Origin of the sequence: Cupriavidus consociatus, from assembly GCF_017814975.1 — a bacterium.
Lineage (GTDB): Bacteria > Pseudomonadota > Gammaproteobacteria > Burkholderiales > Burkholderiaceae > Cupriavidus > Cupriavidus consociatus.
Genome location: NZ_JAGIQA010000001.1, coordinates 615,347 through 637,102, shown reverse-complemented (window position 1 = coordinate 637,102; position 21,756 = coordinate 615,347). Strand labels below are relative to the sequence as shown.

The following is a 21,756-nucleotide window of genomic DNA, read 5'->3' as shown; positions in this document are numbered from 1 at the left end:
GCAGGACGACTGACACGCTTCCAGCGACCCCCTTTTCAGGGCGATCACTATTCCGGCTGGATTCCCGCTTCCTTGATGACTTTCCCCCACTTTGCCAGGTCAGACTTGATCAAGGCCGCGTATTCCTGTGACGTGCCGCCCTTGACCTCGATTCCTGCCGCTTCCAGCTTGGCGCGCACCTCGGGCAAGTTCAGCGCGGCATTGATCTCGGTATTGAGCCTGGCAACGATCTCCCTGGGGGTTCCCGCGGGGGCCAGGAAGCCGCCGTTGGTATTGGCGTCATAGCCCTTGAGGCCTTGCTCTTCGGCAGTTGCCACATTGGGCAGGGCCTTGGAGCGGCTATGGGTGGATACCGCGATGGCACGGACGTTGCCCGACTTGACCTGCTCCTGGATGGCGCTGATGGTATCGATGTAGAGCGTGGTCCGTCCGGCGATCAGGTCGGGATGGGCGGCGGACGACCCCTTGTAGGGCACCAGCAGCACCGGCGCCCCGCTTACCATGCGGAACATTTCGGCGGCCATTTCCTGCGCGCTGCCACGACCGGAAGTGGCAACCTTGGCCTCGCCCGGATTCGCCTTCATCCAGGTGACCAGCTCAGGTACCGTCTTGACCGGGAGTTTCGGGTAGACCGCAAACACCAGCGGGATCTCATGGGTGTAGACGATGGGCTCGAAGCTCTTCTGCGGATCCCACCCCAGGTTCCTGAAAAGGAATTTGTTGATGTTGTGGCTGCCGCCCACGATGCCGATGGTATATCCATCGGGCCTGGCGTTTGCCAGCACCGCGGTGCCCAGGTTGTTGGACGCACCCGGACGGTTCTCGACGATGAACGGTTGGCCAAGCCTGACTGAAAGCTTTTCGCCGACGATCCGGGCGATCAGGTCGATGCCACCCCCCGCCGGCGCGGGGACGATGATGGTGACGGGTCGCGCGGGGTAATTCTGTGCCGATGCCAGGCCGGGTGCGATGAGCAGCGCGGCGGGGACGACCAAGGTCTTGATCAGGGTAGTGAACTGCATCGTTGTCTCCGTTTGTTTCTGGTTAACTCGTGTCAACTCTGGGGATGCACGCCTTTGCAAAGCGTGCAAGGGTGCGGATCCATGTCAGCCGCGCCCGGCGAAGGGCATGGCACTGGCCATGACGGTCATGGTCAGCACGTTGGCGTCCAGTGGCAGCGAGGCCATATGACGCACGGCATTGGCGACGTGGCTGGCGTCCATCATGGGCTCGGGTGCGATCGTTCCGTTGGCCTGCAAGACGCCGCGCGTCATGCGCTCGGACAGGTCGGTCAACGCGTTGCCGATGTCAATCTGGCTGGCAACGATGTTGAAGGCGCGCCCGTCCAGCGCCAGTGCCTTGGTGAGGCCGGTGACGGCGTGCTTGCTGGCGGTATAGGGCGCCGTGAAGGGACGCGGCGTATGCGCCGAGATGGAGCCGTTGTTGATGATGCGCCCGCCCTGCGGCGATTGACGGCGCATGAGTCCGAAGGCCGCACGCGCGCAGAGATAGACGCCGGTGACATTGGTATTGATGACGTTGAACCAGTTATCCAGCGGCAGCTCGTCCATCGGCACAGCCGGCGCATTGACACCCGCATTATTGAAAAGCAGGTCCAGTCGCCCGAACTCGCGTTCGATCGCGTCGAACAAGGCCTGCACGCGCTGCGGGTCGGTCACGTCTGCAGGCATGGCCACCGCGCTCTGGCCGCGCGCGGCGGCTTCGGCGGCCAGCGCTTGCAAGGGAGTGGCGCGGCGGCCGGCCAGCACGACCGTCCAGCCGTCGTCGAGCAAGCCAATCGCGGTAAGGCGGCCAACGCCGCTGCCAGCGCCCGTAACCAGGGCGATCTTTCGGGAAGCGTTCAAGGACGGTCTCCTGCAATGAGGGGCGAACGAAAATCAGGTGAGAAACGGCGCCGCGCGCCCGTGAGACGGGGAGGGCAAGCGTGGCGATGGTGGGAAAATGAAGCCGGTCAATTCCGGTGTCAGGGATGGGCCCGCGCTCAGGTAGTCAGGCTCATGACGGGGCGGTTGCCGGCCAGCGCCTGGGCGACGCTGTCGAGCACCATCTGCGCCATGGCGGTACGGGTCTCCCAGGTGGCGCTGGCGCGGTGGGCCTGCAGCGTCGTGCGGTCGGACTGGCGTAGCGTCAGGGGAACGCGAGGCTCATCTACGAATACGTCCAGCGCGGCGCCCGCGATCCGGCCGGCGGCGACGGCTTCGGCGAGATCCGCCTCGTTGACCAGCCGGCCACGCGCCACGTTGACCAGATAGCCGCGGGGGCCGAGTGCGTCCAGCACCGCGGCATCGACGATGCCTTCGGCCTTGTCGGCAGCCGCGCACAGCACCAGGGCATCGCTGTCGTGCGCAAGCTGGCGCAGATCTGCCACGAAGGCATAGGGCACGTCGTCCATGCGGTGCAGGTCCGTGTAGCGGATGTCGCAGCCAAAGGCAGCGGCCCGCGTTGCGACCGCGCGGCCGACTCGCCCCATGCCTGCGATACCGACGCGCATGCCGCTGAATCGCCGGGCGAGCGGGATGGCGCTGGGCTGGGGGTGCAGCTCCCATTGGCCATCGCGCACAAAGCGGTCGACGGCGCAGATGTTGCGGCAGGCCGCGATCAGCAGGCCGATGGCCAGGTCTGCCACGTCTTCTGTCAGCGCACCCAGGGTGGCGGTGACTGGCAGGCCGCGTTCACGGCAGTAGGCAAGATCCACCGCATCCGTCCCGACACCATTGACGGCCACCACCTTCAGCGCCGGCAGCTGTTCCAGCATCGCGCGCGAGATCCCGGTGTGCCCGCCGGTGATGACGGCCTCGATTGCCGCGCCATGCTCCCGCAGCCACGCGCCCTGGTCCGCGATCTCGAAGAATTTGTGAACCCGATAGCGTGTGGCGAGTTCGTCATTGGCCGCCGGGATCAGGATGGGATTGAGTTGCAGGATCTGTGGCTTCATGTCCGGATGCAGTCAGGTTGACAAAGGTAGGAAAAGGTTGACTGCATGGTATGTATAAGTTGATTGTGTAGGCAATCTTGATATATAAAATCAATATAAATTTGCCAAACCAGTCATCATGGGATCCTGGATATCGATGGAGGAGGCGTGCAAGCGCCTTGGCGTCAGGCCGCAGACGATCTATGCCTACGTCAGCCGCGGCAAGCTGGAAGTCACATCCGACCCCGCGGACACACGGCGCAGCCTGTATCGCGCCGAAGACGTGGCGAACCTGGCCAGGCGCAAGCAGGCCGGGCGCAAGTTTGAGACGCTCGCGGCCAATACGCTGTTCGGGGCGGAGCCCAGCATCCCCACTGCGCTCTCCACCTTTGTGCGGGAGCGGCTGTACTACCGCGGTCAGGACGCGGTGATGCTGGCCGGCTCGGCCAGCCTGGAAGACGTTGCGCGCTTGCTCTGGAACGCCGAGCAACCCGTCGACTTTTCATCGACTGCCCGCTGCGGCAAGCCGGGGCGTGTTGCGGCGTTCATGGCCCTGGCCGAGCTGGCCGCCACGGGCCACTCCACCCACGGGCGCATGACCCGCGTCCTGCACTACGAATGCCAAAGCCTGGTGGGCCAGCTGGCCAATAGCTTCGGCGCGCATGCGGGACAGCAGCCGTTGCACTTGCGATTTGCGCAAGGGTGGAAGCAATCCCCGCAGGTGGCTGACCTCCTGCGTACGGCGATGGTGCTGCTGGTGGACCACGAGTTGACGAGTTCCGCCTTTGCCGCGCGCATTGCGGCGTCCACCGGGGCGTCCCTGCCGGCCTGCCTTCTGTCCGGCCTGACCACACTGTCCGGTCCGCTGCATGGCGACGCCTCAGGCCGCGTGAAGGCGCTGTTCAATGAACTGGACCGACAGGGCGAGGACCAGGTGATCGCCCACCACCTGTCCGCTGGCTTGCCATTGGCTGGATTCGGGCATCACCTCTATCCCGAAGGCGATCCGCGCGCGGCCGCGTTGCTGGCACTGTTCGATCCCCCGGAAGTCATCGCCCGCTTTATCGAGAAAGCGACTCGCCTGACCGGTTTGCAACCCAATATCGACGTTGCCCTGGCGGCGCTGGTTACCCACTACGGACTACCTGACGACGCAGCCTTTGGCATGTTCGCCACGGCGCGGAGCATCGGGCTGTTGGCACATAGCCTGGAGCAGTCGGGTGTGGGGCAAGTGATACGTCCGAGAGGGCGTTATGTCGGGAAAACGCCTGAAAGAGCGGCCGAGGGCTGAGTCGCCACGGCGCCGGGGCCGCCTCATTCACCAACCACCGGCGTTCGCGCGACACACGCTGCCGTCGTCGTTCACTTCGTCATGCAGCGCCACCAGTCAACTTACGCCAGGCTGGTCGCGTTCGACGCTGTCGGCGAGCGCGCGCAACAAGGCCGCGCCGTCGCCGCGCCAGGCGCTGCCGTGCATGCAGGCGAGCGTTGTGGGCTGCAGTGCAGCGAGGCGTTCCAGCATTGCGCGGGCGTTCCTGGTGTGGGAGAAGTAGTCCATCTTGCGACGGAACGCCTCGCTCGGCTCGAGGATGTCACCCTCGGTAAGCGGCGCAGGGTGCGAGCCGCCCTGGGTAAACAAGTCCCCACAGAGCAGGGTCGCTGACGTGCACTCCATCAGGAACCCACACTCCCATGCGTGCGGCAGATGCGGTGTATCCAGCCAGCTCACCTTGTGCTGCCCGAGCGAGATGGTCTCGCCATCATCCAGCGCGCGAGGCGGGCGGTCGGCATAGTCACTCACCGAGACCATGGCTGCGATCTGGCCGCACAGTGGCTCGGCTCGCGGCGCGGCCGCGAGAAACTGATTGAGCGCGCCGCATTCGTCAGCCTCGAAATGCGAGAAACCGACATAGCGCAGGCGACCGACAGGCATGATCCGCTCGACCGCTTCCCTGACCACCGGAAACAGCCTGCGCAGACCGGTATGAAATAACAGCGGCTCGTCGTCATCGATCAGGAACTGGTTGAAAGAGAATCCGCCACCCCCGGGGATCTCGAGCGGCGTGGAGATGCGATAGATGCGGTCCGCAATCTCGTCGATTGCTGTACCGCTGGAGAGGGACAGGGTCGCCATGGCGCGCTCCTCCTTGGGCAACTTGCGTGGTCCGGACTCGGCCAACTCGTCGTTGTGCGTTCGACGATTGTCTGCCATCCAGGCCCAGCGTCAAGGGAAGGATCAATGCGGACGAAGCGGTGGCGCTTCGGCGCCCGATGCGGTTGCTGATCCCTGGCGCTCGCGAAAATCATTCGCAACCCGCAAGGGCGCGCGGAGGGAGGGCAGCAAATCAACCGTCGACGTCGCGCGGATCGTTGCCAAATGAGCTTCGCTCAACGATTTGGCGGTCCCGGCCGTGGATAAGCAGTTCCACCCTTGCACGCCTGGCCTTCTCCAGGCCGGTGGCAATCGCGTGGTCCATGGAGGTGAATCGCTGCTGCCTGCCGGCGCCACCTTCCGATTCAACGGCCCAGCCGTTATGGGTGGGCACGACGTGGATGTTCTTGCCGGGCATGGTCGTCTCCGGAGGTTGGTGCAGCCAGTGTCTGCTCAACGTCACCGCACCGGTATCAGGCGTTGTCCGACAAAGAGATGTGGCCGCAGTAGCCCGACCATCTTTTTGTAAAGGCTCTCGTCACACCTAAACTGGTGCCATCACATCCTTCTCTGCGCGGCTTCGCGAAATCCGGGGTCATTTTATGGAGGGCCGGATCATGCACACTGTTGTCAGGACTTATGCCGGAAGCGGGGCCAAGGCGCTGTTTGACCTGCTGGAAAAGCGCACACCGGAAGTCGAATCGCTGATGCGCTCGGTTCAGGGCTTTGTCAGCTATACGCTGGTGCGAACCACCGATGGCGGATTCTCCGTCACGACCTGCAATGACAAGGCCGGCGTGGATGAAAGCGTCAAGAAGGCCAGGGACTGGATTGCCGAGAACGCAGCCGCTACGGGCGCAAGCGCGCCGACTATCTCCGAAGGCACCGTTATCCTGCACGCCAAATAGGCGCTGCACGCAAGCAGGGCAGGTCGCAAGTGAGCCGGGCGGGTCCTGCAAAGAACCGGATCGACTTATCGATCGGACCGAGGGCACGCCTTGGCGCGCAGCCATTTCGATCCGTCCCTACGCCTGACCAACCGGAAGAACAACATGGCAAAGCTTGTCGCACTGTACAAAATGCCCGCCGACAAGGCAGCGTTTGACTCGCACTACTTCTCGAAGCACATTCCGATTGCCAGGAAAATGCCAGGCTTGCAAGCTTACGAGGTCAGCAGCAGTCCAGTGGAGACGCCAGCCGGGCCATCACCTTTCCATCTGGTAGCGTTGCTGACCTTCGATTCCCTCGGCGCACTGCAACAGGCTCTCGCTTCGCCAGAGGGCGCCGCGGCCGCCGCCGACCTGGCGAATTTTGCACAGGCAGGCGTGGATCTTCTGGTCTTCGACACCAAAGAGGTGTAGCGCCTCTCAGGCGCTCGCGATCTGTTTGCGCAACGTTGCGAAACGCTCTTGTGCATCGTCTCCCAACAGGGGATCGGAGCCATCCGGAACGGTGTCCGAGACTTCTGCCCAATCTTCTTCGGTCAGTCGTTGCGCGGCACGCGGCATGACCTGTTTTTCCTCAGTGGAGAGATGATTGCGATAGTAGGCAAGGTACATGGCGGCGGCGGCTTCGAGCGCCGTCCGCGACGTGATGACGTCGCTTTCTGCTTCGCGAAGCCGGCCGAGCAGTTCCTCGCCCACCGCGGCGATGACGCGATGCTCTTGCAGAAGCCGACTGACCACAATGTCCATGTCCGGAGATCGCTCGACGAGCAGGGCGTATGCAACATCCTCCCGAGGGTGGTGAACGCAATCGCCATAGCTGCGCAGGTAATCGATGATCATGGCCATCAAGCGGTAGTTTGGCTGCTCGTCCCGGTAAAAGGCGTTCACCTGCTCTTCCAGCAGGTCGAGTAGTGCGGCGAAATTGATATGGTCGGAATGCCAGACGGCAAGCTGGTTGGCCATGGCGCCCTCCAGGGAAACTGGTCACTGGGATCGTTGAGTCCGGATTCATCGGAACTGCAACATTTCAGTAACAATAGTCTTCCCTCGCAGCGTGGGCCTGATCCAGGTCAAAGATTCCTGTTCAAGCCTGCAGAGTCTTCCCGACCCGGATAGCCAGCAGCCGCTTGAGAGCCAGGCTTCTTGCAGCGCGAGCGTGGACCGGTTTCTCGTCAAGGATGGCTACAAAAAGCAAGCCAAGTGACGGGCTGAAGATCATCGAGAACGTCGTCCAGGCCGCACCGGAGCGCCCCAGCCCGTTGGCAAAAAGGCCAACCAGAACGGAAAAAATCAACCAGCATGCAATAGCGAACATGACGAAAACTCGCAATATCAGGAAAGGGGTGCTCGCAGTATGTGAAATCGCCGCGCCTGCATTTGACTGCGCGGGACAAAAATTTTGCTGTTCGGGACAATCAGGGTAAGTGTTTAGCCGACGGAGTGCAGGTGAGAACACACCGGTCGCCGGCCGGCGCCTGTGGCTTATCCCGGCAGGAAGAAGAAGGTGAGGGCAAGCGCGAAATAGACCATCAGAAGTTGCGTGCCCGTGAACCAGTCTGCGCGGCCGTCGCTTGCCATTTGCGCCGTGACCAGCACGGACAGGATCACGATGCGCACCAGGTCCGGACGAAAGGCCAGGTCCATCTGGGCCGGCAGCTATCGTTCGCAACTGGCCGAGGATTCGAGTGCGCAAGCCAGCGATCTACGCGTCCGGATCGGGGAGAGCGGTTGGGACCGAAGATCCTTCGTGCCTGGCGATAAAGGCCTCGATGGTGTCGTGCAGCAGGTGCGGCTTCTCGAGGAAGATGAAGTGGCCACCGTCCAGCATGACAAGCTCGGCCCCGGGAATTTGCGCCGCAATCTCCGCTGAGAAGTAGGGCGGGGCGCAGAAGTCGCGCTCGCCCACCACTACCAGCGTCGGTGTCGAGATAGAAGGAAGATCCTCGAAGGCGTCATGACCGACGATCATCTCGATCCGGGCAAACGCGATCTCTGCTTCAAACTTGCCAGCCGCTGTTGCATCTACCCATGCCTGCACCTGCTGCGGGTGTTCGCGCATGAATCGCGCATCGAACAGGAACAGTGCGTTGGCCTCCGTTGAAGCGCGCAGGCCGGAATCCATCAGCATGCGTTGCCGCATGGCGAATTGGCGACGGTAGAACGCGTCCGCTCGGGCAATCGAGGAGACGATGGTTGCGCTGCGTAATAATTCGCGGTGACGGATCGCCAGAAGCTGCGCGATGGCGCCGCCGGTTGAAGAACCGATGACGTGGACGGGTCCGCATCCGACAGCCTCGATGATCCGCGCCATGTCGCGGGCGTGTTGTGGGATCGTCATGTCGCGCGCGATGTGCTCCGACGCACCGGTTCCCCGGTGGTCCGGAATGATCACCTGGTGTTGCGCGGCAAACAGATCAATCTGTGGCCCCCAGGATGCGCCCACTCCCGCAAGCCCGGCCAGCAATAGAACCGGGGAACCCTGACCCTTGGTCTCGTAGTGGATGCAAACACTGTCTGATGTCACGTTTGGCATGTTGCTTCTCCGGTTTAGGGCAGTGCGAAGGAGAAGTCGAACGGGGCGAGGACCGCGCCGTTGAGCTGAACCATAGCGTTAGCGCAGCAATTCCGGAGGCAGGAGGCTGTGCGAAAGCATACATAAATGGTACAGGCGGATCGCGTTCTTCAAGCAGAAGGCCGAGCATGCCAGGGGCCCGCGACAGCCAGGGCCGATCGCAGAATGAACATCATGGCCACGGTGGCTGCTCCGCCTGCCCCCGGTAATAAAACGGCTGGCTAGGGTGGCGCTTAGCGCGCGCGCATTCCATACTAGAAACGGCGCCCTCTTAGGACCAGGGGGCTCGGGCTGGCGCAAGAGCGCCCGTTTTGAGCAAGCGTGAAGGGCGCCCAAACGGCTAAGGGGCCAGGGCCAGATATGAAAGCGCTAGGCGTGCTTCTCGGCATATCCATGGCGGCGGGGTTTGCGCCTCTCGCCGGCGCCGTTGGATGCCAATACGATATGCAGTGCAAAGGGGAGCGAATCTGCGAGAACAGTCAGTGCGTCTCTCCCGGCGCACAGGACCGGAACGTCGAGCAAGCCATCAAGGCCCCACCGGCCCCGAAGAGCGTCCCAAAGCCGGAGCAACCCACCCGGATTTCCCCAGCCACAAGGAGTTTTCCGCCGCCTGCGCCAGCCCCCAAGGCTGCGCAAGTGACGAAGAGCGTTCCAGCTCCTGAGCAACCCATGCCAGCTGAACGATCTGCCGTGGCTTCGCCGGCAGTGGCGAATTCCCCGGCACCTTCGACGGCGTTTCGTTTCTGTTGCACCAAGGTCGGAAGATTTCCGATCGATCCGGAAGCTAGCGCGGAGGGCCCCCTCAATACCTGTTATGGGATAACCAGTTACGGGACGCCCCTCCCGGGCACGCCCTGTAATTGAAAGGTTACGTGCCCCTGTCCGGGTGAACTGCATCGCGCCATCACGCGATGGGACGACAGGCGGTGCCCGAACCGGGAAAGGAACGTGTCATGCCCTTCGCACTTCGATCCTCGGTTTGCCGGTTCTTCGTCGCCTGCTGCCTTGGTATCGCAGCCTGCGGAGGGGGTGGGGACGACGAGGGCAATGACGGCGCGAGCGGCACCGGTACGCTGACGATCTCCATCTTCGGCCTGCCGTCCGGGACATCGGCGGCCATCACCGTATTGGGTCCCGGCGAGTTCCGCCAGACCGTGACCCAGCCGTCCACCCTGTCCAGCCTGGCTCCTGGCAGCTATACCATCAGTGCCGCCAACGTGCTGACGGGCAGCGCGCTCCTCAAGCCACAGCCGCCCTCGCAGACGGTGGGGGTGGCCGCGGGCGGACGTGCCGTGGCCACCGTGGCTTACGAGGAAACGTAGCAGCCGACGCGGCCCCACGTCACCGGCAAGGTTTTACCCACCAGCACCACCAGCCCCACCAGCCCCACCAGCCCCACCAGCCCCACCAGCACCACCAGCACCACCAGCCCCACCAGCCCCACCAGCCCGGCACCAGCCCTATGCCGCCTTCATGCCATTCGCGTCCCGCGTGCCGTCCACCGCCTCGCGCTGCAGCGCTGAGGCGCGCTGCACCAGCTTGCTGAGGCTGGTGTTCATGGGCTTGAGCTCCATGCGCTCGGCCGCCAGCGCGCAGGCCAGGTTGGCGCGCTCGCCGCGCAGCGCCGCCTCGATCAGGGTCAGGTTGATCAGGTCGCGCTGGGCATGGCTGCCCCCGAAGCGGTGCGCGATCTGGCGTACCGGCATCAGCAGCTCGATGGTGCGATCGTAGTCGCGCCGCGAGAAGGCGACCAAAGCCTCGGTCACTGGCAGGCCGACCTCGCGCGTCATCATCGCGTTGCAGCCGCCTGCGGCCGCCGCGGCGCGCATGCCGGCAAGCAGGGCGGCGAGCGCGTCATCGCGCCCCGCGCACAGGAAGGCCATCGCCGCATGGGTGTCGTTGAAGGCGTAGTACCCTTGCGCGCCGCGGGCCTGCCAGGTGTCGGCCAGCTCGCTCCAGCGCGTGCCTGTGTCGATGCCGCGCAGGTGCAGGCGCCACAGCATGGCGCACGCATCGATCAGTTCCAGCGCGACCGAAGACTGGTTCTCGCGGATGTGCGCGTCGTAGATGTCGAGCACCTGCCTGGCATGGCCAAGCTCCAGATGGAACAGCGCCAGGTGCCACCAGTTGTGCACGGCCATCATATTGTCCTGCGACCAGTCGCCGGCACGACCGCTCAGCCAGTCGATGCCTTCGTCCTGGCGGCCTTGCATTTCCATCACGTGGGCAACGGCGTGGATCGCCCAGGGATCGCGCGGGTTCAGTTCCAGCGCGAAGCGGCCGCGTTCCTCGGCCTGCTCGTACCGGTGCGTTTCCTCCAGGCCGAAGGCATGCATGCCGAGCACATAGCCGAAGCCCGGCACACGGGTGTTCCAGTGAGGCAGCACCTGGGCGATGCGGTCGCGCAGCAGGGTGGACTGCCCGAGCAGGAAGTCCCCGATATGGGCAACCTGCAGCGCCAGGCTGTCGCGCGGGTAGTCGATCACGATGTCGCCGTAGAGCTGGATCGAGCGTGTGAAGTGTCCATCCAGCCAGGCGCGCGCCGCGGCGATATGCCGGCGCTCGCGCTCGTTCGCGCCGGCGGACAGCGCTTCGCCTGCTTCGACGCTTTCCCGCAGCAGCGGCACTACGGTGCCGTCGCCGGCCGTGATCATCATCCCGGCGCGCAGCGCGTGCCCCATCACGAAGCCGGGGTCTTCTGCCAGGGCATGATCGATCACCGTGAGCGGGTCGCCGTAGTAGCCATGCAGCAGTTCCAGCGCCGCCTCGAAGCGCTCGATCGAGCTGGCGTTGGTGCTTGAGACCGAAACACTCCGCGAATCAGTATGTGCCATGACGCAATCCTTCCAGTGTGATGGAGACAGCCCGTGTCTCGATAAACAGCCCGTTATCTGCGCGCTGAATTGGGGCCGCGCGACCGGGGTTGTGCTGATACTAGGCAGGGGCCGTGAAGGGGACCGGCGGTCCGGCGTGAAAGAATCGTGAAAATTGCCGCGCGCCGGAAAGTAACGGCTACCTGTCTTTGCGGCCGGGGGGCGCAGCGTAGTCCTTTGCCGTGGCCTATAAAGGATGGGCTTGCCAGTTTCCCTCCCATGACCCGCGCCCGTCTCGATCTGTTCGGCGGTTTCCAGCTCAGTTCCGCCGACGGCACGCCGATTCCGCTGACGGCGCGCAAGGCGCGCGCCGTGCTCGCCTACCTCGCCCTCCAGGGCCGTGCCCAGCCGCGCGACAAGCTCGCCGCGCTGTGCTGGGCCGAAAGCAATGCCGAGCAGGCACGCAGCAGCCTGCGACAGGCGCTGAGCGCGGCACGCCGCGCGCTCGACGATGCAGGCACGCAAGGCCAGCACGTGGTACTGGCGGAAGGCGACTGCGTGATGCTGGGCGAGATCGCGGTCGATGTATGCGAGTTCGAGCAGTGTGCCCGCGAAGCCACGCCGGCATCTCTGGCCCGCGCGGCGGACCTGTACCGTGGCGACTTGCTGGAAGGATTTCATGCCGCTGCGCCGGCCTTCGACCACTGGCTGGCGATCGAACGCGAACGTTTGCGTGGCATGGCGCTGGACGCTCTGGCGAAGCTGCTGGGGCAACATGAACAGGCTGGCGCGACAGACCTTGCCATCGCCAGTGCCACGCGCCTGCTTGCGCTGGACCCGCTCCAGGAAGGCGTGCACCGGGCGCTGATCCGGCTGTATGAGCGGCAGGGCAGGCAGGCCCTGGCACTCAAGCAATACCGGCTGTGCCGGGCGGCGTTGCAGCGCGAGCTCGGCGTGTCGCCGGAGCCCGAGACCGATGCGCTGTACCAGGCCATCCTGCGCGCGCGGCGCGAGCCGGCGGACAGCCTGGGCGGTGACGACGGCGCCGGGCAAACAGCCGGACCGGACGCGGTTTCACCCGCTGCCACGGTGGCGGCCACGCTGACAGCCGAGCCGCAACTGCGCCACGCGGTGGTATTGGTGGCCAGCCTGCAGGAGGGCGCCGCCAGCGTGCCCGACCCTGAGCAGCTGCACCAGGCACTGACCTGCTGGCGCCAGCACGCACGCGCCCTGGCGGATGCCTGTGGCGGCCACATTACCGATGAGATCGGCACCCGGCTGACCATCGTGTTTGGCGTTCCGGTGGCGCACGGCAACGACGCCGAGCGCGCGCTGCACACCGCCGGGGCGCTGCATGCAGCATTGGCGGGGTTGGCCGGTGCCGCCGGGTCACGGCTGCAGGCCCGCGTCGGCCTGGCAAGCGGGCAAGTGCTGGCGGCTTATGGCGGCAGCAACATGACGCTGACCGGCGGCCCGGTCGGTGTCGCCTTGCAGGCGATGGAAGCCGCCGAGGCTGGCGGCACGATGGTGTCCAACCGGGTCTACCAGGCATTGCCCGGACGCCTGGAAGCCGATTGCGTGGCCCGCGCCGTGCTGCCCGGCATAGCCGAGCCAATCCCGCTGTGGCGTGTGCGGCGTTTCCTTGGCGTGGAACAGGCCCCGGCCGAGCATGCCTTCGTCGGCAGGCACGCGGAACTGGCCCAGTTGGCCGGTGTGGCGGACAGCTGCCTGCGCTCGGGCCATGGCCGCGTCGTACTGATCCGCGGCGAGGCCGGCATCGGCAAGAGCCGGCTGGCCGGACGCTTTGTCGCGCTGGCGCGCGAACGCGGCCTGGAGGCACACCGGGTCCTGGTGCTTGACTTCGGTGCCGGCAGCGGCGGCGATCCCATGCGCATGCTCGCGCACAGCCTGATGGGCGCCGCGCGGGGTGCCGACGCCAATGGCAGCAACGCGGCTGCCCTCGAAGGCGCGCTCACCGCCTGGCAACTTGCCGAGCAGGACCTGATGTTCGCGCGCGACATGCTCGGGCTGCCCCAGTCCCCCGAGCACGCCGCCGCGCTGGCCGCGATGGATCCCGCCAGCAGGCAGCGTGGCGCGCAGCGGCTGATGGTGACGCTGGCTACCCGGCGCAGCGCCGCGCGGGCGTTGCTGATCGTGGTCGAAGACGTGCACTGGGCCGAGCGCACGGTGCTCGATTGCCTGGCGCAGCTGGCGGCCGCGACGCGCGGCCATGCGCTGGTTCTGGTACTGACCGTGCGCCCCGAGCACGACCCGGTCGATGCGGCCTGGCGCGCGACCAGCCAGGGCGCGCCGCTGACCACCATCGACCTCGGTCCGCTCGACGATGCCGAGGCGCACGAACTGGCCGCCTGCTACCGGCAGGTCGATCCGGCAGTGGCCATTTCCTGCATCCGCCGGGCCGAAGGGAATCCGCTGTTCCTCGACCAGCTGCTGCGCGGCGCCGAGGCGGGCGCGGAAGCTGGCATGGAAGAGCTGCCCGGGACGCTGCAGAGCATCGTGCTGGCGCGGCTGGACCGCTTTTCCAACATCGACCGGCAGGCGCTGCAGGCCGCTGCCGTGCTGGGCCAGCGCTTCAGCTCGGCCGCGCTGCAGCACTTGATCCAGGATCCTGCCTATGCGTGCGAGCGCCTCGTGATGGCCGCCATGACGCGGCCGGAAGGCGAGGACTACCTGTTCATGCACGCGCTGATCCACGAGGCGGTGTACGCGTCGCTGCTCAAGTCGCGCCGGCAGAACCTGCACCGGCGCGCGGCCGCCTGGTACGAGGGCAGGGACCCGGCACTGATGGCGGAGCACCTGGACGCCGCGGGCGATCCCGGCGCGCCCGAAGCCTATGCTGCTGCGGCACGGCATGAGGCGGCGCACTTCCGCGGCGAGCGCGCGCTGCGCCTGGTCGAGCGCGCGCAGCGGCTGGACAGCGATGTCGCCTGCCGCCATGCGCTTGCCTGCCTGCATGGCGAGCTGGCGCTGGACCTGGGCCTGGCCGCGCAATCCCTGCAAGCGTTCCGGCAGGCCCAGCCGCTTGCGAGCGGGGCGGCGCAGCAGGCCCGGGTCTGGCAGGGCACGGCGGCTGCCTTGCGCCTGCTCGACCGCCATGATGAGGCCCTGTCAGCGCTGCGCGAGGCCGAGCAGGCCGCCGCAGGGCTGGGCCAGTCCGAGCAGCTGGCCGAGATCGAATCGCTGCGCGGCAATCTTTATTTCCCGATGGGCGACATGGACCGGTGCCTGGCCGCCCACCAGCGCGCCCTCGGCCATGCGCGCGCAGCCGGATCGGTGCTGGGCGAGGCGCGCGCGCTCGGCGGCCTCGGCGATGCCTACTACCAGCAAGGCCGCATGATTACCGCCCATGCGCACTTTGTCCGCTGCGTCGAGCTGGCGCGGGCGCACGGCTTTGTCCGCATCGAATGTGCCAACCTGCCGATGGTGGGCGCGGTGGATCTGTTCCTCAACCAGCTCGATTCTGCGCGTGCCAGTTGCGAAGCAGGGCTGCGCCTGGCGCGGCGCATCGGCGATGCGCGCAGCGAGATGCTGGCCTGTGACGTAATGACCTCGACCGCGCAGCTGGCCGGCGACTGGCAGCACGCCGAAGCGCACGCTCGGCTCGCCCTGGCGCTGACGCGCCGGCTCGGCGCACGGCGCTTCGAGGCCGAGGTGCTGGCGCGGCTTGGCCTCGCCCTCGGCGCGCTCGGCCAGATGCAGGAAGCCGAGGCACTGCTCGACGAGGCGCTGCAACTGAGCCACGCCAGCGGGCTGCGCTACTCCGGACCGACCGTGCTGGGTTTCCTGGCACGCACCACACGCGATCCCGACCGGCAGCTCGACGCCTTGCGGCAGGCCGAGGCGATCCTGGCGCAGGGCTGCGTCAGCCATTGCCACGTCGACCTGCTGGAAGCCGCGATCGACGTGTCCGTATCATTGCGGCGCTGGCAGGAAGCGGGTCGGTACCTCGCGGCGCTGCAGGATTACATGCGGCCCGAGCCGTTTGCGTGGGGTGATTTCCTGATCCGCAGGGGCCGCGCGCTGGTCAGCGCCGGACAGGAAGAGGAGGGCAGCGGCACGCCGGCGCTTCGCGAAACCCTGCGCCAGCTCAGTGACGAAGCGCATGCGGCCGGCCTGCTCGCGTCCCTGGCGGCCATCGATGCCGCACTGAAGCGGCTCGGGGAAGGGCGCAACTAGGCTGTCCCTAACAGGTATATTGTCGCTGGGGAGGGCGCCTCACCCGATCGCCGGCCGGCAGTCGGATCCTCTGCCCTTGGACCTGCCACGCCGCCAAGAGCGCATGCACCATGCACCTGGGAAAATCGTACTCAATATCCGAGTTCACGTTCTGGTCGAGACGCCAACTCTATGCCTCGGTGGCGTGCGCATCGCTGCCGGTCTTTTTCTATCAGTTCGCCGGACTGAAATGGCTGTCGATTCCGGTCTCGGTGGTGGTGCTCCTGGGAACGGCCACTTCGTTCATCGTGGGCTTCAGGAACGTGCAGACCTACAGCAGGGCCCTGGAGGCCCATCAGATCTGGACCGAAATTCTGAATGGCAGCCGGAGTATTGGCGTGATGAGCCGCGATTTCCTGGCAGGCCAGCCGGGCGCCAGGGAACTGATTATCCGGCATTGCGCGTGGCTGACGGCGCTGCGCTACCAGCTAAGGACCCCGAGGATCTGGGAAAGCTCGGGCAAGGCATCCAACGTGGAGTACCGCAAGTACTACCGGGTCCCGGAGTGGGAGACGCCATTGGAAGCGGCGCTCGCGCGGTACCTGTCCCAGGCCGAGCTCGACTCGCTGGCGCCGGCCGACAGCAAGACCAGCCAGTTGCTGGGCGTGCAATCCGCGACGATCAAGCGGCTCTTCGACGCTGGCGAGATCAGCAACGCCTTTTATCTCGAGCTGCTGGCGTCGATCCGAGGCTTTTTCGTGCAGCAAGGACGCGCGGAACGTATCAAGGACTATCCCTATCCCAGGCAATATGCGGTCATCAACAAGCTCTTTGTCCGTGCCTTTTGCCTGCTGCTGCCTTTTGGCATGCTCACGGAGTTCGAAAAGCTCAATGCCAGCGTTTCAGGGTTTATGCACGGCAACATGATCTGGCTGGTCATTCCGTTCAGCACGATGATCCTGTGGATGTACCTCGCACTGGAGCAAGTGGGCGAAAGCACGGAAAACCCGTTCGAAGGCAATGCCAACGACGTGCCCATGGCACAGATCTGCCAGAAAATCGAACGCGAACTCATGGGAATGCTTGGCGAAAAGAGCGATATCGCCAGGCCAGCGGCAGAGCACGGTGTTGTCCTTTAGGGCTAGTGGCTTGGGCGGCCGTCTTGCCGGCGGGCGCATCGGTAATTTAACATAACACTTATTATGCGTCTTTTGAATGTTAGGCCCAAATAGTAATGTCGTACTTGGGGGTGCGGACGAAAACATGACCTACCTCCAAGTAGTCCAAATTTTCGTCCGCACCCCCAAGGACGACTTTTCAAAATCGGCTGGACAACAGATGTAGCGGCAAAGCGGTAATGTCCGCTTATAGCCAAATCGCCCTCCTTATTCCAGCGGCGAAATCGTCCGCCCGCCCGCCGCGTCCGCGTCTGACGAATCAGCGTCGATCCAGACACGCGTGGCCCCGCCCACGCGCGACAGGCGCATCTGGTAGGTGTAGCGCTCCGGGTGATACAGCCCCACCAGGTATTGCACGCGCCGGCCTTGCCGATCCGTGGCGATGCGCGAAACGCGCAGCAGCGGCACCCCGGGACTAAGGCGCAGGATGCGGGCAACCTGCAGGTCCGCCACGGCAGCCCCGAGCGTCTGGTCGGCGGAAACGACATGCACGCCGTGCTGCTCCAGCGCCACCAGCATCGGCGTGTCCTGCAGCGTATGCCGGTCGAGTGCGCCGGCCAGGTCGTCGGGCACAAAGACTTCGGTATAGGCGATCGGTTGCGCCTTGAACTTGCGCACGCGCACTACCTTGAGCACCGCGGCGCCAGGCGGCAGATCCAGCGCCATGCTGACCGCCGGGGGAGCCGGCATGCGCTTCCATTCCAGGACCGTGACGCGGGTTCGCTTGCTGACGCTGACGATGTTGTCGAGCAATCCGCCGCGCACCGCCGTGGCGGCGGTTGCCGCATGCCGGAAGGTCGGCACGGTGCCCTTGCCGCGCAGACGCGCGACCATCCCCTCCTCTTCCAGGCGCGCCAGCGCCGAGCGTACGGTGACGCGCGCCACGCCGAATTCTTCGGCAAGCTGGCGCTCGCCGGGTAGCGGCATCCCGGTCTCGTAGTAGCCGCCGCGGATACGGTCGCGCAGGATCAGCCGAACTTGCTGGAAGCGGGGAAGATCGGGGTTGGCATCCAAAGACATGGGCGACAGGCTGACAAGCGTACCGGGGCATTGCTGCCACGGTACGCCGGTGGCGCTACTTGAACAAGCGATGCTGCCCCTATTCGTAGCGCTTGCCGAGCGCCAGCATTTCAGGTGTCCCGATCAGTTCGTTGAGCGCCTGGAACGAAAGCATCCGGTCCAGGTACGGTGTGGTGGTCTGGTGCGCTCCCAGGCTCTGCAGGTAGTCGCGCAGCGCAAAGGCCAGCGCCCGCACGGTACCGCCGGGGAAAATCACGACGCGAAAGCCGATCTCCTCCAGTTCCGGCGCCGGCAGCACGGGCGTCTTGCCGCCTTCGACCATATTGGCCAACATTGGCGCGCGCTGGCCCAGCCTGGCGATGGCCGCCGACATGTCTTCGCGGCTGCGCAGCGCTTCCACGAACAGCAGGTCGGCGCCGGCCTCGGCGTAGCGCTCGGCGCGTTCCAGCGCCGCTTCCATGCCCTCCACCGCCACGGCGTCGGTGCGGGCAATGATCAGCGTGTTCGCATCGCGGCGCGCGTCGCAGGCGGCGCGGATCTTGCCCGCCATCTCGGCGGCCGGGATCACCGACTTGCCGTCGAGGTGCCCGCAGCGCTTCGGCATCGCCTGGTCTTCCAGCTGGATCGCCGATGCGCCGGCACGCTCGAGCACGCGTACGGTCTGCACCACGTTGAGGGCGTTGCCGAAGCCGGTGTCGGCATCGACGATCAGCGGCAGCGCCACGCGCTCGCGGATATTACGGGTAACCGAAGCCACGTCGTCGAGCGACAGGAAGCCGATATCCGGCCGGCCAAAGCGCGTATAGGCAATGCTGGCGCCGGACAGATAGGCGGCCTGGAAGCCGGCCTGTTCGACCAGCAGAGCGGAAAAGGCATCGTAGACACCCGGCGAGGTCACGATGCCGGGTTGTTGCAGGCGTTGCTTCAGTGTCATGCTGGAATCCTGGTCACGGAAAGTTGGCCCGCCGCGATCTTGCGGGCGAGATGCGGCACGAGGCCGCCGTCATGGATCATGTCCACCAGGTGCGGCGGAATCGGTTCGCATTGTAGCGGCGCGAGGCCTTCGACAAAGACCTGCGCACGCGCAATATCGCAACCGGCGCGCTGGCCGGCCGCGATATGCGGCAGCGCCGGGCAAGTGAACAGCGGCAGGCCCAGGTTGAAGCCGTTGCGGTAGAACAGCCCGGCGAACGACGGCGCAACCACGGCTGCCACGCCCAGGTGCCGCAGGACCTCCACCGCCTGTTCGCGCGACGATCCCGCGCCGAAATTGCGCCCGCCGAACACGATGTCGCCGGGCCGCACCGCGCCAGCAAACTCGGCATCCACATGTTCCATGCAATGGCGCGCGAGCGCTTCGATGCCGTACTTCATGTAGGCGCCGGGCGCGAGCAGGTCGGTATTGATATCGTCGCCGAACACCCAGGCGCGACCGGTAAAACGCCCTGGGGCTGGCGTCAGCGTCTCGTTCACGACAGCATCTCCCGTGGATCGGCGATTCGGCCGGCGATTGCAGACGCGGCCACCGTGTACGGCGAACCGAGATAGACCTGCGACGATGCGGCGCCCATGCGTCCCTTGAAATTGCGTGCGGTGGTGCTGATCACCACGGTGTCTTCGCCAAAGCGGTGCTCGCCATAGCCGGCGCACGCGCCGCACGCGTTCGGCAGCAGCTCGGCGCCCGCGGCCACCAGCGCGCCCAGCGTGCCCTCGCGCTCGGCCTGCGCCTGGTCCGCGGCGCTGGCCGGCGCCACCAGCAGCCGGATATTGCGCGCCACGCGCTGCCCGCGCAGCACCTGCGCCGCCATGCGCAGGTCGTCGAGCTTGGCGCCGGTGCAGGCGCCGATGTATGCGATATCGACCGCCACCTTGCCCAGGCTGTCGACGTCGCCCGCATCGGCCGGGGTATGCGGCCGCGAGACTTGCGGCGCCAGCGATGCGGCGTCGAAGTCGTGCGTAGCGAGGCAGGCAGCACCGGCATCCGACTGCCAACTGTCGATGTCGATGTCCGATGGCGCCACGCCGGCGCCGAGCAGCCAGTCGCGCGTAACCGGGTCGGGCGCCACCAGGCCTGCCTGGCCGCCAAGTTCGGCAGTCATGTTCGACAGCGTCATCCGCTCCTGCATCGACAACGCCGACACGGCGGCGCCGGCATATTCGACCGCCTGGTACTGGCCCCCGTCCATCCCGAACTGCGTGCACATGCGCAGCATCATGTCCTTCGCCGACACGCCGGCGCGCAGCTTGCCATGCCATTGCATGCGGATGGTCTGCGGCACGCGCACCCAGATCTCGCCGGTGACCAGTACGCCCAGCATCTCCGTCGCACCGATGCCGAACATGTACGCGCCAAACGCCCCACCCGTCGACGAGTGGCTGTCGCCGCCCACCGCCATCATGCCGGGACGCAGGTAGCCCTTCTGCGGTACCACGACATGGCAGATGCCCTCCATGTCATGGAAGCGCGCCACGCCCTCCTCCCTGACCCAGTCGCGCGCGATCTGCACGATCTTGCGGCTGTCGGCGTCATGGGCCGGCACGTAGTGATCTGTGACCACCACCACCCTGGACGGGTCCCAGACCCGGGCGCCGATTTTCTCCAGCAGCGGCTTGACGCGTCGCGGGCCGCCTGAGTCATGCATCATGGCCAGGTCGACACGGCAGGTGACGATCTCGCCCGGCGTGACATGCGCACGGCCGGCCGCGCGGGCCAGCAGTTTCTGGGCGAGCGTCTGGGGCATGGCCGGTGGCGCGGCCTGTGCGGACACCTGCGTCATCATTCCACCCGCGTGCCCGATGCCTGGATCACCTTGGCCCAGTGCTGGATATCGCCGCGGACAAACTGCGCGAACGCCTGCGGCGTCATGCTGACCGCGCTGGCGGCCTCGGTTTCCATGCGCTGCTTGTACGCGGGATCCTCCACCGCGATCTTCACCGCCCGATACAGCTGGTCAGTGGTTGCCTGCGGCAGCTTGGCCGGCCCGAACAGCCCGAACCACGCCGACGACTCGAAGCCCTTTACGGTGCTGCCGATGGTGGGCACGCCCTGGAACTGCGGCAGCGGCTGCTTGCTGCTGACGCCCAGTATCTTGAGCGCGCCGGACTTCGCATGCGGCAGCACGTTGACGGTACTGGCGAACATCAGGTCCACGGTGCCGGCCAGCAGGTCGGTCAGCGCGGGATTGGTGCCCTTGTAGGGAATGTTCAGGATGTCGGTGCCGGTCTGCAGCTTGAACTGCTCGCTGGCGAGGTGCAGCGACGACCCTTGCGCGCCGATGGCAAAGCTCAGCTTGCCAGGATTGCGCCTGGCATAGTCGATCAGGCCGGCAGTATTGTCGAACGGCGCATTCTTGCGTGCCACCAGCACGCTCGGCACCCGCGCGACCATCGAGATCGGCGTGAAGTCCCTGACCGGGTCGAACGGCAGGTTCTTGTAGAGCGAGGCGTTGATGGTATGGCCCGTAAAGCTCATCAGCAGCGTGGTGCCGTCCGGCGTGCTGCGCGCAACATACTGCGCGGCGATATTGCCGCCGGCGCCGGGCTTGTTGTCCACCACCACGCTGCGTTGCAGCGTTTCACCCATCGAACGGGCGATCAGGCGCGCCAGCGCGTCGGTAGTGCCACCGGCCGGGCTGCCGACCACGATCGTGATCGGCTTGTCGGTTGCAGCGTGCACTGCCGGGGCCATCGAGGCCAGGACGGCCAGCGCGGCACTGGCCAGGAACTGTCTTTTGCTGAAAGGCATGTCGGTCTCCACCGCTGTTCTAGCTACTTCGGGTGAAGTGGACTCTATGCCCGGGGGCAGGTGCGTTCAATGGAACCGGGTGGTCCTATCCTAGGGACCACTTATGGGCCAGTGCGGCTTCTACAGGCGATTTCCTGTTTTTCCCAGATACAGCCCATATCCTGTATTTTCATATTACAGGCTACAGCTTGTAAAATACCAAAACAGGCTATATCCTG

Annotated in this window: 22 protein-coding genes; 6 read left to right on the top strand and 16 right to left on the bottom strand. The window is 65.5% G+C overall.

What is annotated here, in order from left to right:
- Positions 1–47 precede the first annotated feature (47 nt).
- The 3 genes from J8I82_RS02900 to J8I82_RS02890 all read right to left on the bottom strand — a co-directional run bounded on the left by J8I82_RS02900 (position 48) and on the right by J8I82_RS02890 (position 2,956).
- Positions 48–1,022 carry a Bug family tripartite tricarboxylate transporter substrate binding protein gene (locus J8I82_RS02900; protein ID WP_209754320.1) on the bottom strand — a complete coding sequence of 325 codons (975 nt, stop codon included), beginning with the start codon at positions 1,020–1,022 and terminating at the stop codon, positions 48–50.
- An 84-nt stretch (positions 1,023–1,106) separates the two neighbouring features.
- Positions 1,107–1,865, bottom strand: a complete 759-nt coding sequence (locus tag J8I82_RS02895) for an SDR family oxidoreductase (protein WP_209754319.1) — start codon at positions 1,863–1,865, stop codon at positions 1,107–1,109.
- A gap of 137 nt (positions 1,866–2,002) precedes the next feature.
- On the bottom strand, positions 2,003–2,956 hold the full coding sequence (locus tag J8I82_RS02890) for a 2-hydroxyacid dehydrogenase (protein WP_209754318.1): 954 nt from the start codon (positions 2,954–2,956) through the stop codon (positions 2,003–2,005).
- 118 nt (positions 2,957–3,074) lie between these two features.
- Between J8I82_RS02890 and J8I82_RS02885 the strand changes: the two genes are divergently transcribed.
- The gene (locus J8I82_RS02885) at positions 3,075–4,226 is read left to right on the top strand and encodes a citrate/2-methylcitrate synthase (protein WP_245179315.1); all 1,152 of its coding nucleotides are present in this window, start codon (positions 3,075–3,077) and stop codon (positions 4,224–4,226) included.
- Positions 4,227–4,322: 96 nt separating this feature from the next.
- On the opposite strand, the gene J8I82_RS02880 is transcribed toward J8I82_RS02885, so the two are convergent.
- Both J8I82_RS02880 and J8I82_RS02875 read right to left on the bottom strand, forming a co-directional pair.
- Positions 4,323–5,069: an oxygen-binding di-iron domain-containing protein gene (locus J8I82_RS02880; RefSeq protein WP_209754317.1), complete on the bottom strand. Its 747-nt coding sequence runs from the start codon at positions 5,067–5,069 to the stop codon at positions 4,323–4,325.
- A 211-nt stretch (positions 5,070–5,280) separates the two neighbouring features.
- A complete protein-coding gene (locus J8I82_RS02875) occupies positions 5,281–5,505 on the bottom strand; it encodes a DUF2188 domain-containing protein (protein ID WP_209754316.1) in 225 nt (74 codons plus the stop codon).
- A 199-nt stretch (positions 5,506–5,704) separates the two neighbouring features.
- Between J8I82_RS02875 and J8I82_RS02870 the strand changes: the two genes are divergently transcribed.
- Positions 5,705–5,995, top strand: a complete 291-nt coding sequence (locus J8I82_RS02870; RefSeq protein ID WP_209754315.1) for a hypothetical protein — start codon at positions 5,705–5,707, stop codon at positions 5,993–5,995.
- 144 nt (positions 5,996–6,139) lie between these two features.
- Positions 6,140–6,448, top strand: coding sequence for an EthD family reductase (locus J8I82_RS02865; RefSeq protein ID WP_209754314.1), 309 nt, complete (start codon positions 6,140–6,142; stop codon positions 6,446–6,448).
- 6 nt (positions 6,449–6,454) lie between these two features.
- Here the strand turns inward: J8I82_RS02865 and J8I82_RS02860 are convergent, their stop codons facing one another.
- The 4 genes from J8I82_RS02860 to J8I82_RS02845 form a co-directional block, all read right to left on the bottom strand.
- Positions 6,455–6,997, bottom strand: a complete 543-nt coding sequence (locus J8I82_RS02860; protein WP_209754313.1) for a hemerythrin domain-containing protein — start codon at positions 6,995–6,997, stop codon at positions 6,455–6,457.
- Between the two features lie 121 nt (positions 6,998–7,118).
- The gene (locus J8I82_RS02855) at positions 7,119–7,349 is read right to left on the bottom strand and encodes a hypothetical protein (protein ID WP_209754312.1); all 231 of its coding nucleotides are present in this window, start codon (positions 7,347–7,349) and stop codon (positions 7,119–7,121) included.
- 167 nt (positions 7,350–7,516) lie between these two features.
- Complete coding sequence (locus tag J8I82_RS02850; RefSeq protein ID WP_245179314.1) at positions 7,517–7,678, bottom strand: hypothetical protein; 162 nt, start codon at positions 7,676–7,678, stop codon at positions 7,517–7,519.
- A gap of 58 nt (positions 7,679–7,736) precedes the next feature.
- Positions 7,737–8,567, bottom strand: coding sequence for an alpha/beta fold hydrolase (locus J8I82_RS02845; RefSeq protein ID WP_209754311.1), 831 nt, complete (start codon positions 8,565–8,567; stop codon positions 7,737–7,739).
- Between the two features lie 992 nt (positions 8,568–9,559).
- Here J8I82_RS02845 and J8I82_RS02840 point away from each other — a divergent pair.
- Positions 9,560–9,928, top strand: a complete 369-nt coding sequence (locus J8I82_RS02840) for a hypothetical protein (RefSeq protein WP_245179313.1) — start codon at positions 9,560–9,562, stop codon at positions 9,926–9,928.
- Here J8I82_RS02840 and J8I82_RS39015 read toward each other — a convergent pair.
- A complete protein-coding gene (locus tag J8I82_RS39015) occupies positions 9,913–10,050 on the bottom strand; it encodes a hypothetical protein (protein WP_209754310.1) in 138 nt (45 codons plus the stop codon). The two genes, J8I82_RS02840 and J8I82_RS39015, sit on opposite strands and share 16 nt — an antisense overlap.
- A 16-nt stretch (positions 10,051–10,066) precedes the next feature.
- Positions 10,067–11,440 (bottom strand): tetratricopeptide repeat protein, encoded by a 1,374-nt coding sequence (locus J8I82_RS02830; protein ID WP_209754309.1) that lies wholly within the window; start codon positions 11,438–11,440, stop codon positions 10,067–10,069.
- A gap of 258 nt (positions 11,441–11,698) precedes the next feature.
- Here J8I82_RS02830 and J8I82_RS02825 point away from each other — a divergent pair, with 258 nt between their 5' ends.
- On the top strand, positions 11,699–15,616 hold the full coding sequence (locus J8I82_RS02825; protein ID WP_209754308.1) for an ATP-binding protein: 3,918 nt from the start codon (positions 11,699–11,701) through the stop codon (positions 15,614–15,616).
- Between the two features lie 110 nt (positions 15,617–15,726).
- Positions 15,727–16,734, top strand: a complete 1,008-nt coding sequence (locus J8I82_RS02820) for a bestrophin family protein (RefSeq protein WP_209754307.1) — start codon at positions 15,727–15,729, stop codon at positions 16,732–16,734.
- Positions 16,735–16,980: 246 nt separating this feature from the next.
- On the opposite strand, the gene J8I82_RS02815 is transcribed toward J8I82_RS02820, so the two are convergent.
- From J8I82_RS02815 to J8I82_RS02795, 5 genes are all read right to left on the bottom strand, one after another.
- Entirely contained in the window at positions 16,981–17,793 is an 813-nt protein-coding gene (locus J8I82_RS02815) for a GntR family transcriptional regulator (protein ID WP_209754306.1), read from the bottom strand.
- A gap of 79 nt (positions 17,794–17,872) precedes the next feature.
- The gene (locus tag J8I82_RS02810; RefSeq protein ID WP_209754305.1) at positions 17,873–18,727 is read right to left on the bottom strand and encodes an isocitrate lyase/PEP mutase family protein; all 855 of its coding nucleotides are present in this window, start codon (positions 18,725–18,727) and stop codon (positions 17,873–17,875) included.
- On the bottom strand, positions 18,724–19,266 hold the full coding sequence (locus tag J8I82_RS02805) for a LeuD/DmdB family oxidoreductase small subunit (RefSeq protein ID WP_209754304.1): 543 nt from the start codon (positions 19,264–19,266) through the stop codon (positions 18,724–18,726). The genes J8I82_RS02810 and J8I82_RS02805 overlap by 4 nt, the downstream gene beginning before the upstream one ends.
- The gene (locus tag J8I82_RS02800; protein ID WP_209754416.1) at positions 19,263–20,570 is read right to left on the bottom strand and encodes a 3-isopropylmalate dehydratase large subunit; all 1,308 of its coding nucleotides are present in this window, start codon (positions 20,568–20,570) and stop codon (positions 19,263–19,265) included. Before J8I82_RS02800 ends, J8I82_RS02805 begins: the two co-directional genes overlap by 4 nt.
- Positions 20,570–21,538: a Bug family tripartite tricarboxylate transporter substrate binding protein gene (locus J8I82_RS02795; protein ID WP_209754303.1), complete on the bottom strand. Its 969-nt coding sequence runs from the start codon at positions 21,536–21,538 to the stop codon at positions 20,570–20,572. The genes J8I82_RS02800 and J8I82_RS02795 overlap by 1 nt, the downstream gene beginning before the upstream one ends.
- Between the last annotated feature and the right edge of the window lie 218 nt (positions 21,539–21,756).

Bases quoted from the DNA above. Each gene is read 5' to 3' on its own strand.
- J8I82_RS02815 (WP_209754306.1), bottom strand. From the start codon at position 17,793: ATGTCTTTGGATGCCAACCCCGATCTTCCCCGCTTCCAGCAAGTTCGG.
- J8I82_RS02855 (WP_209754312.1), bottom strand. From the start codon at position 7,349: ATGTTCGCTATTGCATGCTGGTTGATTTTTTCCGTTCTGGTTGGCCTT.
- J8I82_RS02875 (WP_209754316.1), bottom strand. From the start codon at position 5,505: ATGCCCGGCAAGAACATCCACGTCGTGCCCACCCATAACGGCTGGGCC.
- J8I82_RS02890 (WP_209754318.1), bottom strand. From the start codon at position 2,956: ATGAAGCCACAGATCCTGCAACTCAATCCCATCCTGATCCCGGCGGCC.
- J8I82_RS02880 (WP_209754317.1), bottom strand. From the start codon at position 5,069: ATGGCGACCCTGTCCCTCTCCAGCGGTACAGCAATCGACGAGATTGCG.
- J8I82_RS02830 (WP_209754309.1), bottom strand. From the start codon at position 11,440: ATGGCACATACTGATTCGCGGAGTGTTTCGGTCTCAAGCACCAACGCC.
- J8I82_RS02870 (WP_209754315.1), top strand. From the start codon at position 5,705: ATGCACACTGTTGTCAGGACTTATGCCGGAAGCGGGGCCAAGGCGCTG.
- J8I82_RS02900 (WP_209754320.1), bottom strand. From the start codon at position 1,022: ATGCAGTTCACTACCCTGATCAAGACCTTGGTCGTCCCCGCCGCGCTG.
- J8I82_RS02795 (WP_209754303.1), bottom strand. From the start codon at position 21,538: ATGCCTTTCAGCAAAAGACAGTTCCTGGCCAGTGCCGCGCTGGCCGTC.
- J8I82_RS02825 (WP_209754308.1), top strand. From the start codon at position 11,699: ATGACCCGCGCCCGTCTCGATCTGTTCGGCGGTTTCCAGCTCAGTTCC.
- J8I82_RS02885 (WP_245179315.1), top strand. From the start codon at position 3,075: ATGGGATCCTGGATATCGATGGAGGAGGCGTGCAAGCGCCTTGGCGTC.
- J8I82_RS02865 (WP_209754314.1), top strand. From the start codon at position 6,140: ATGGCAAAGCTTGTCGCACTGTACAAAATGCCCGCCGACAAGGCAGCG.
- J8I82_RS02800 (WP_209754416.1), bottom strand. From the start codon at position 20,570: ATGACGCAGGTGTCCGCACAGGCCGCGCCACCGGCCATGCCCCAGACG.
- J8I82_RS02810 (WP_209754305.1), bottom strand. From the start codon at position 18,727: ATGACACTGAAGCAACGCCTGCAACAACCCGGCATCGTGACCTCGCCG.
- J8I82_RS02850 (WP_245179314.1), bottom strand. From the start codon at position 7,678: ATGGACCTGGCCTTTCGTCCGGACCTGGTGCGCATCGTGATCCTGTCC.
- J8I82_RS02820 (WP_209754307.1), top strand. From the start codon at position 15,727: ATGCACCTGGGAAAATCGTACTCAATATCCGAGTTCACGTTCTGGTCG.
- J8I82_RS02840 (WP_245179313.1), top strand. From the start codon at position 9,560: ATGCCCTTCGCACTTCGATCCTCGGTTTGCCGGTTCTTCGTCGCCTGC.
- J8I82_RS02860 (WP_209754313.1), bottom strand. From the start codon at position 6,997: ATGGCCAACCAGCTTGCCGTCTGGCATTCCGACCATATCAATTTCGCC.
- J8I82_RS02845 (WP_209754311.1), bottom strand. From the start codon at position 8,567: ATGCCAAACGTGACATCAGACAGTGTTTGCATCCACTACGAGACCAAG.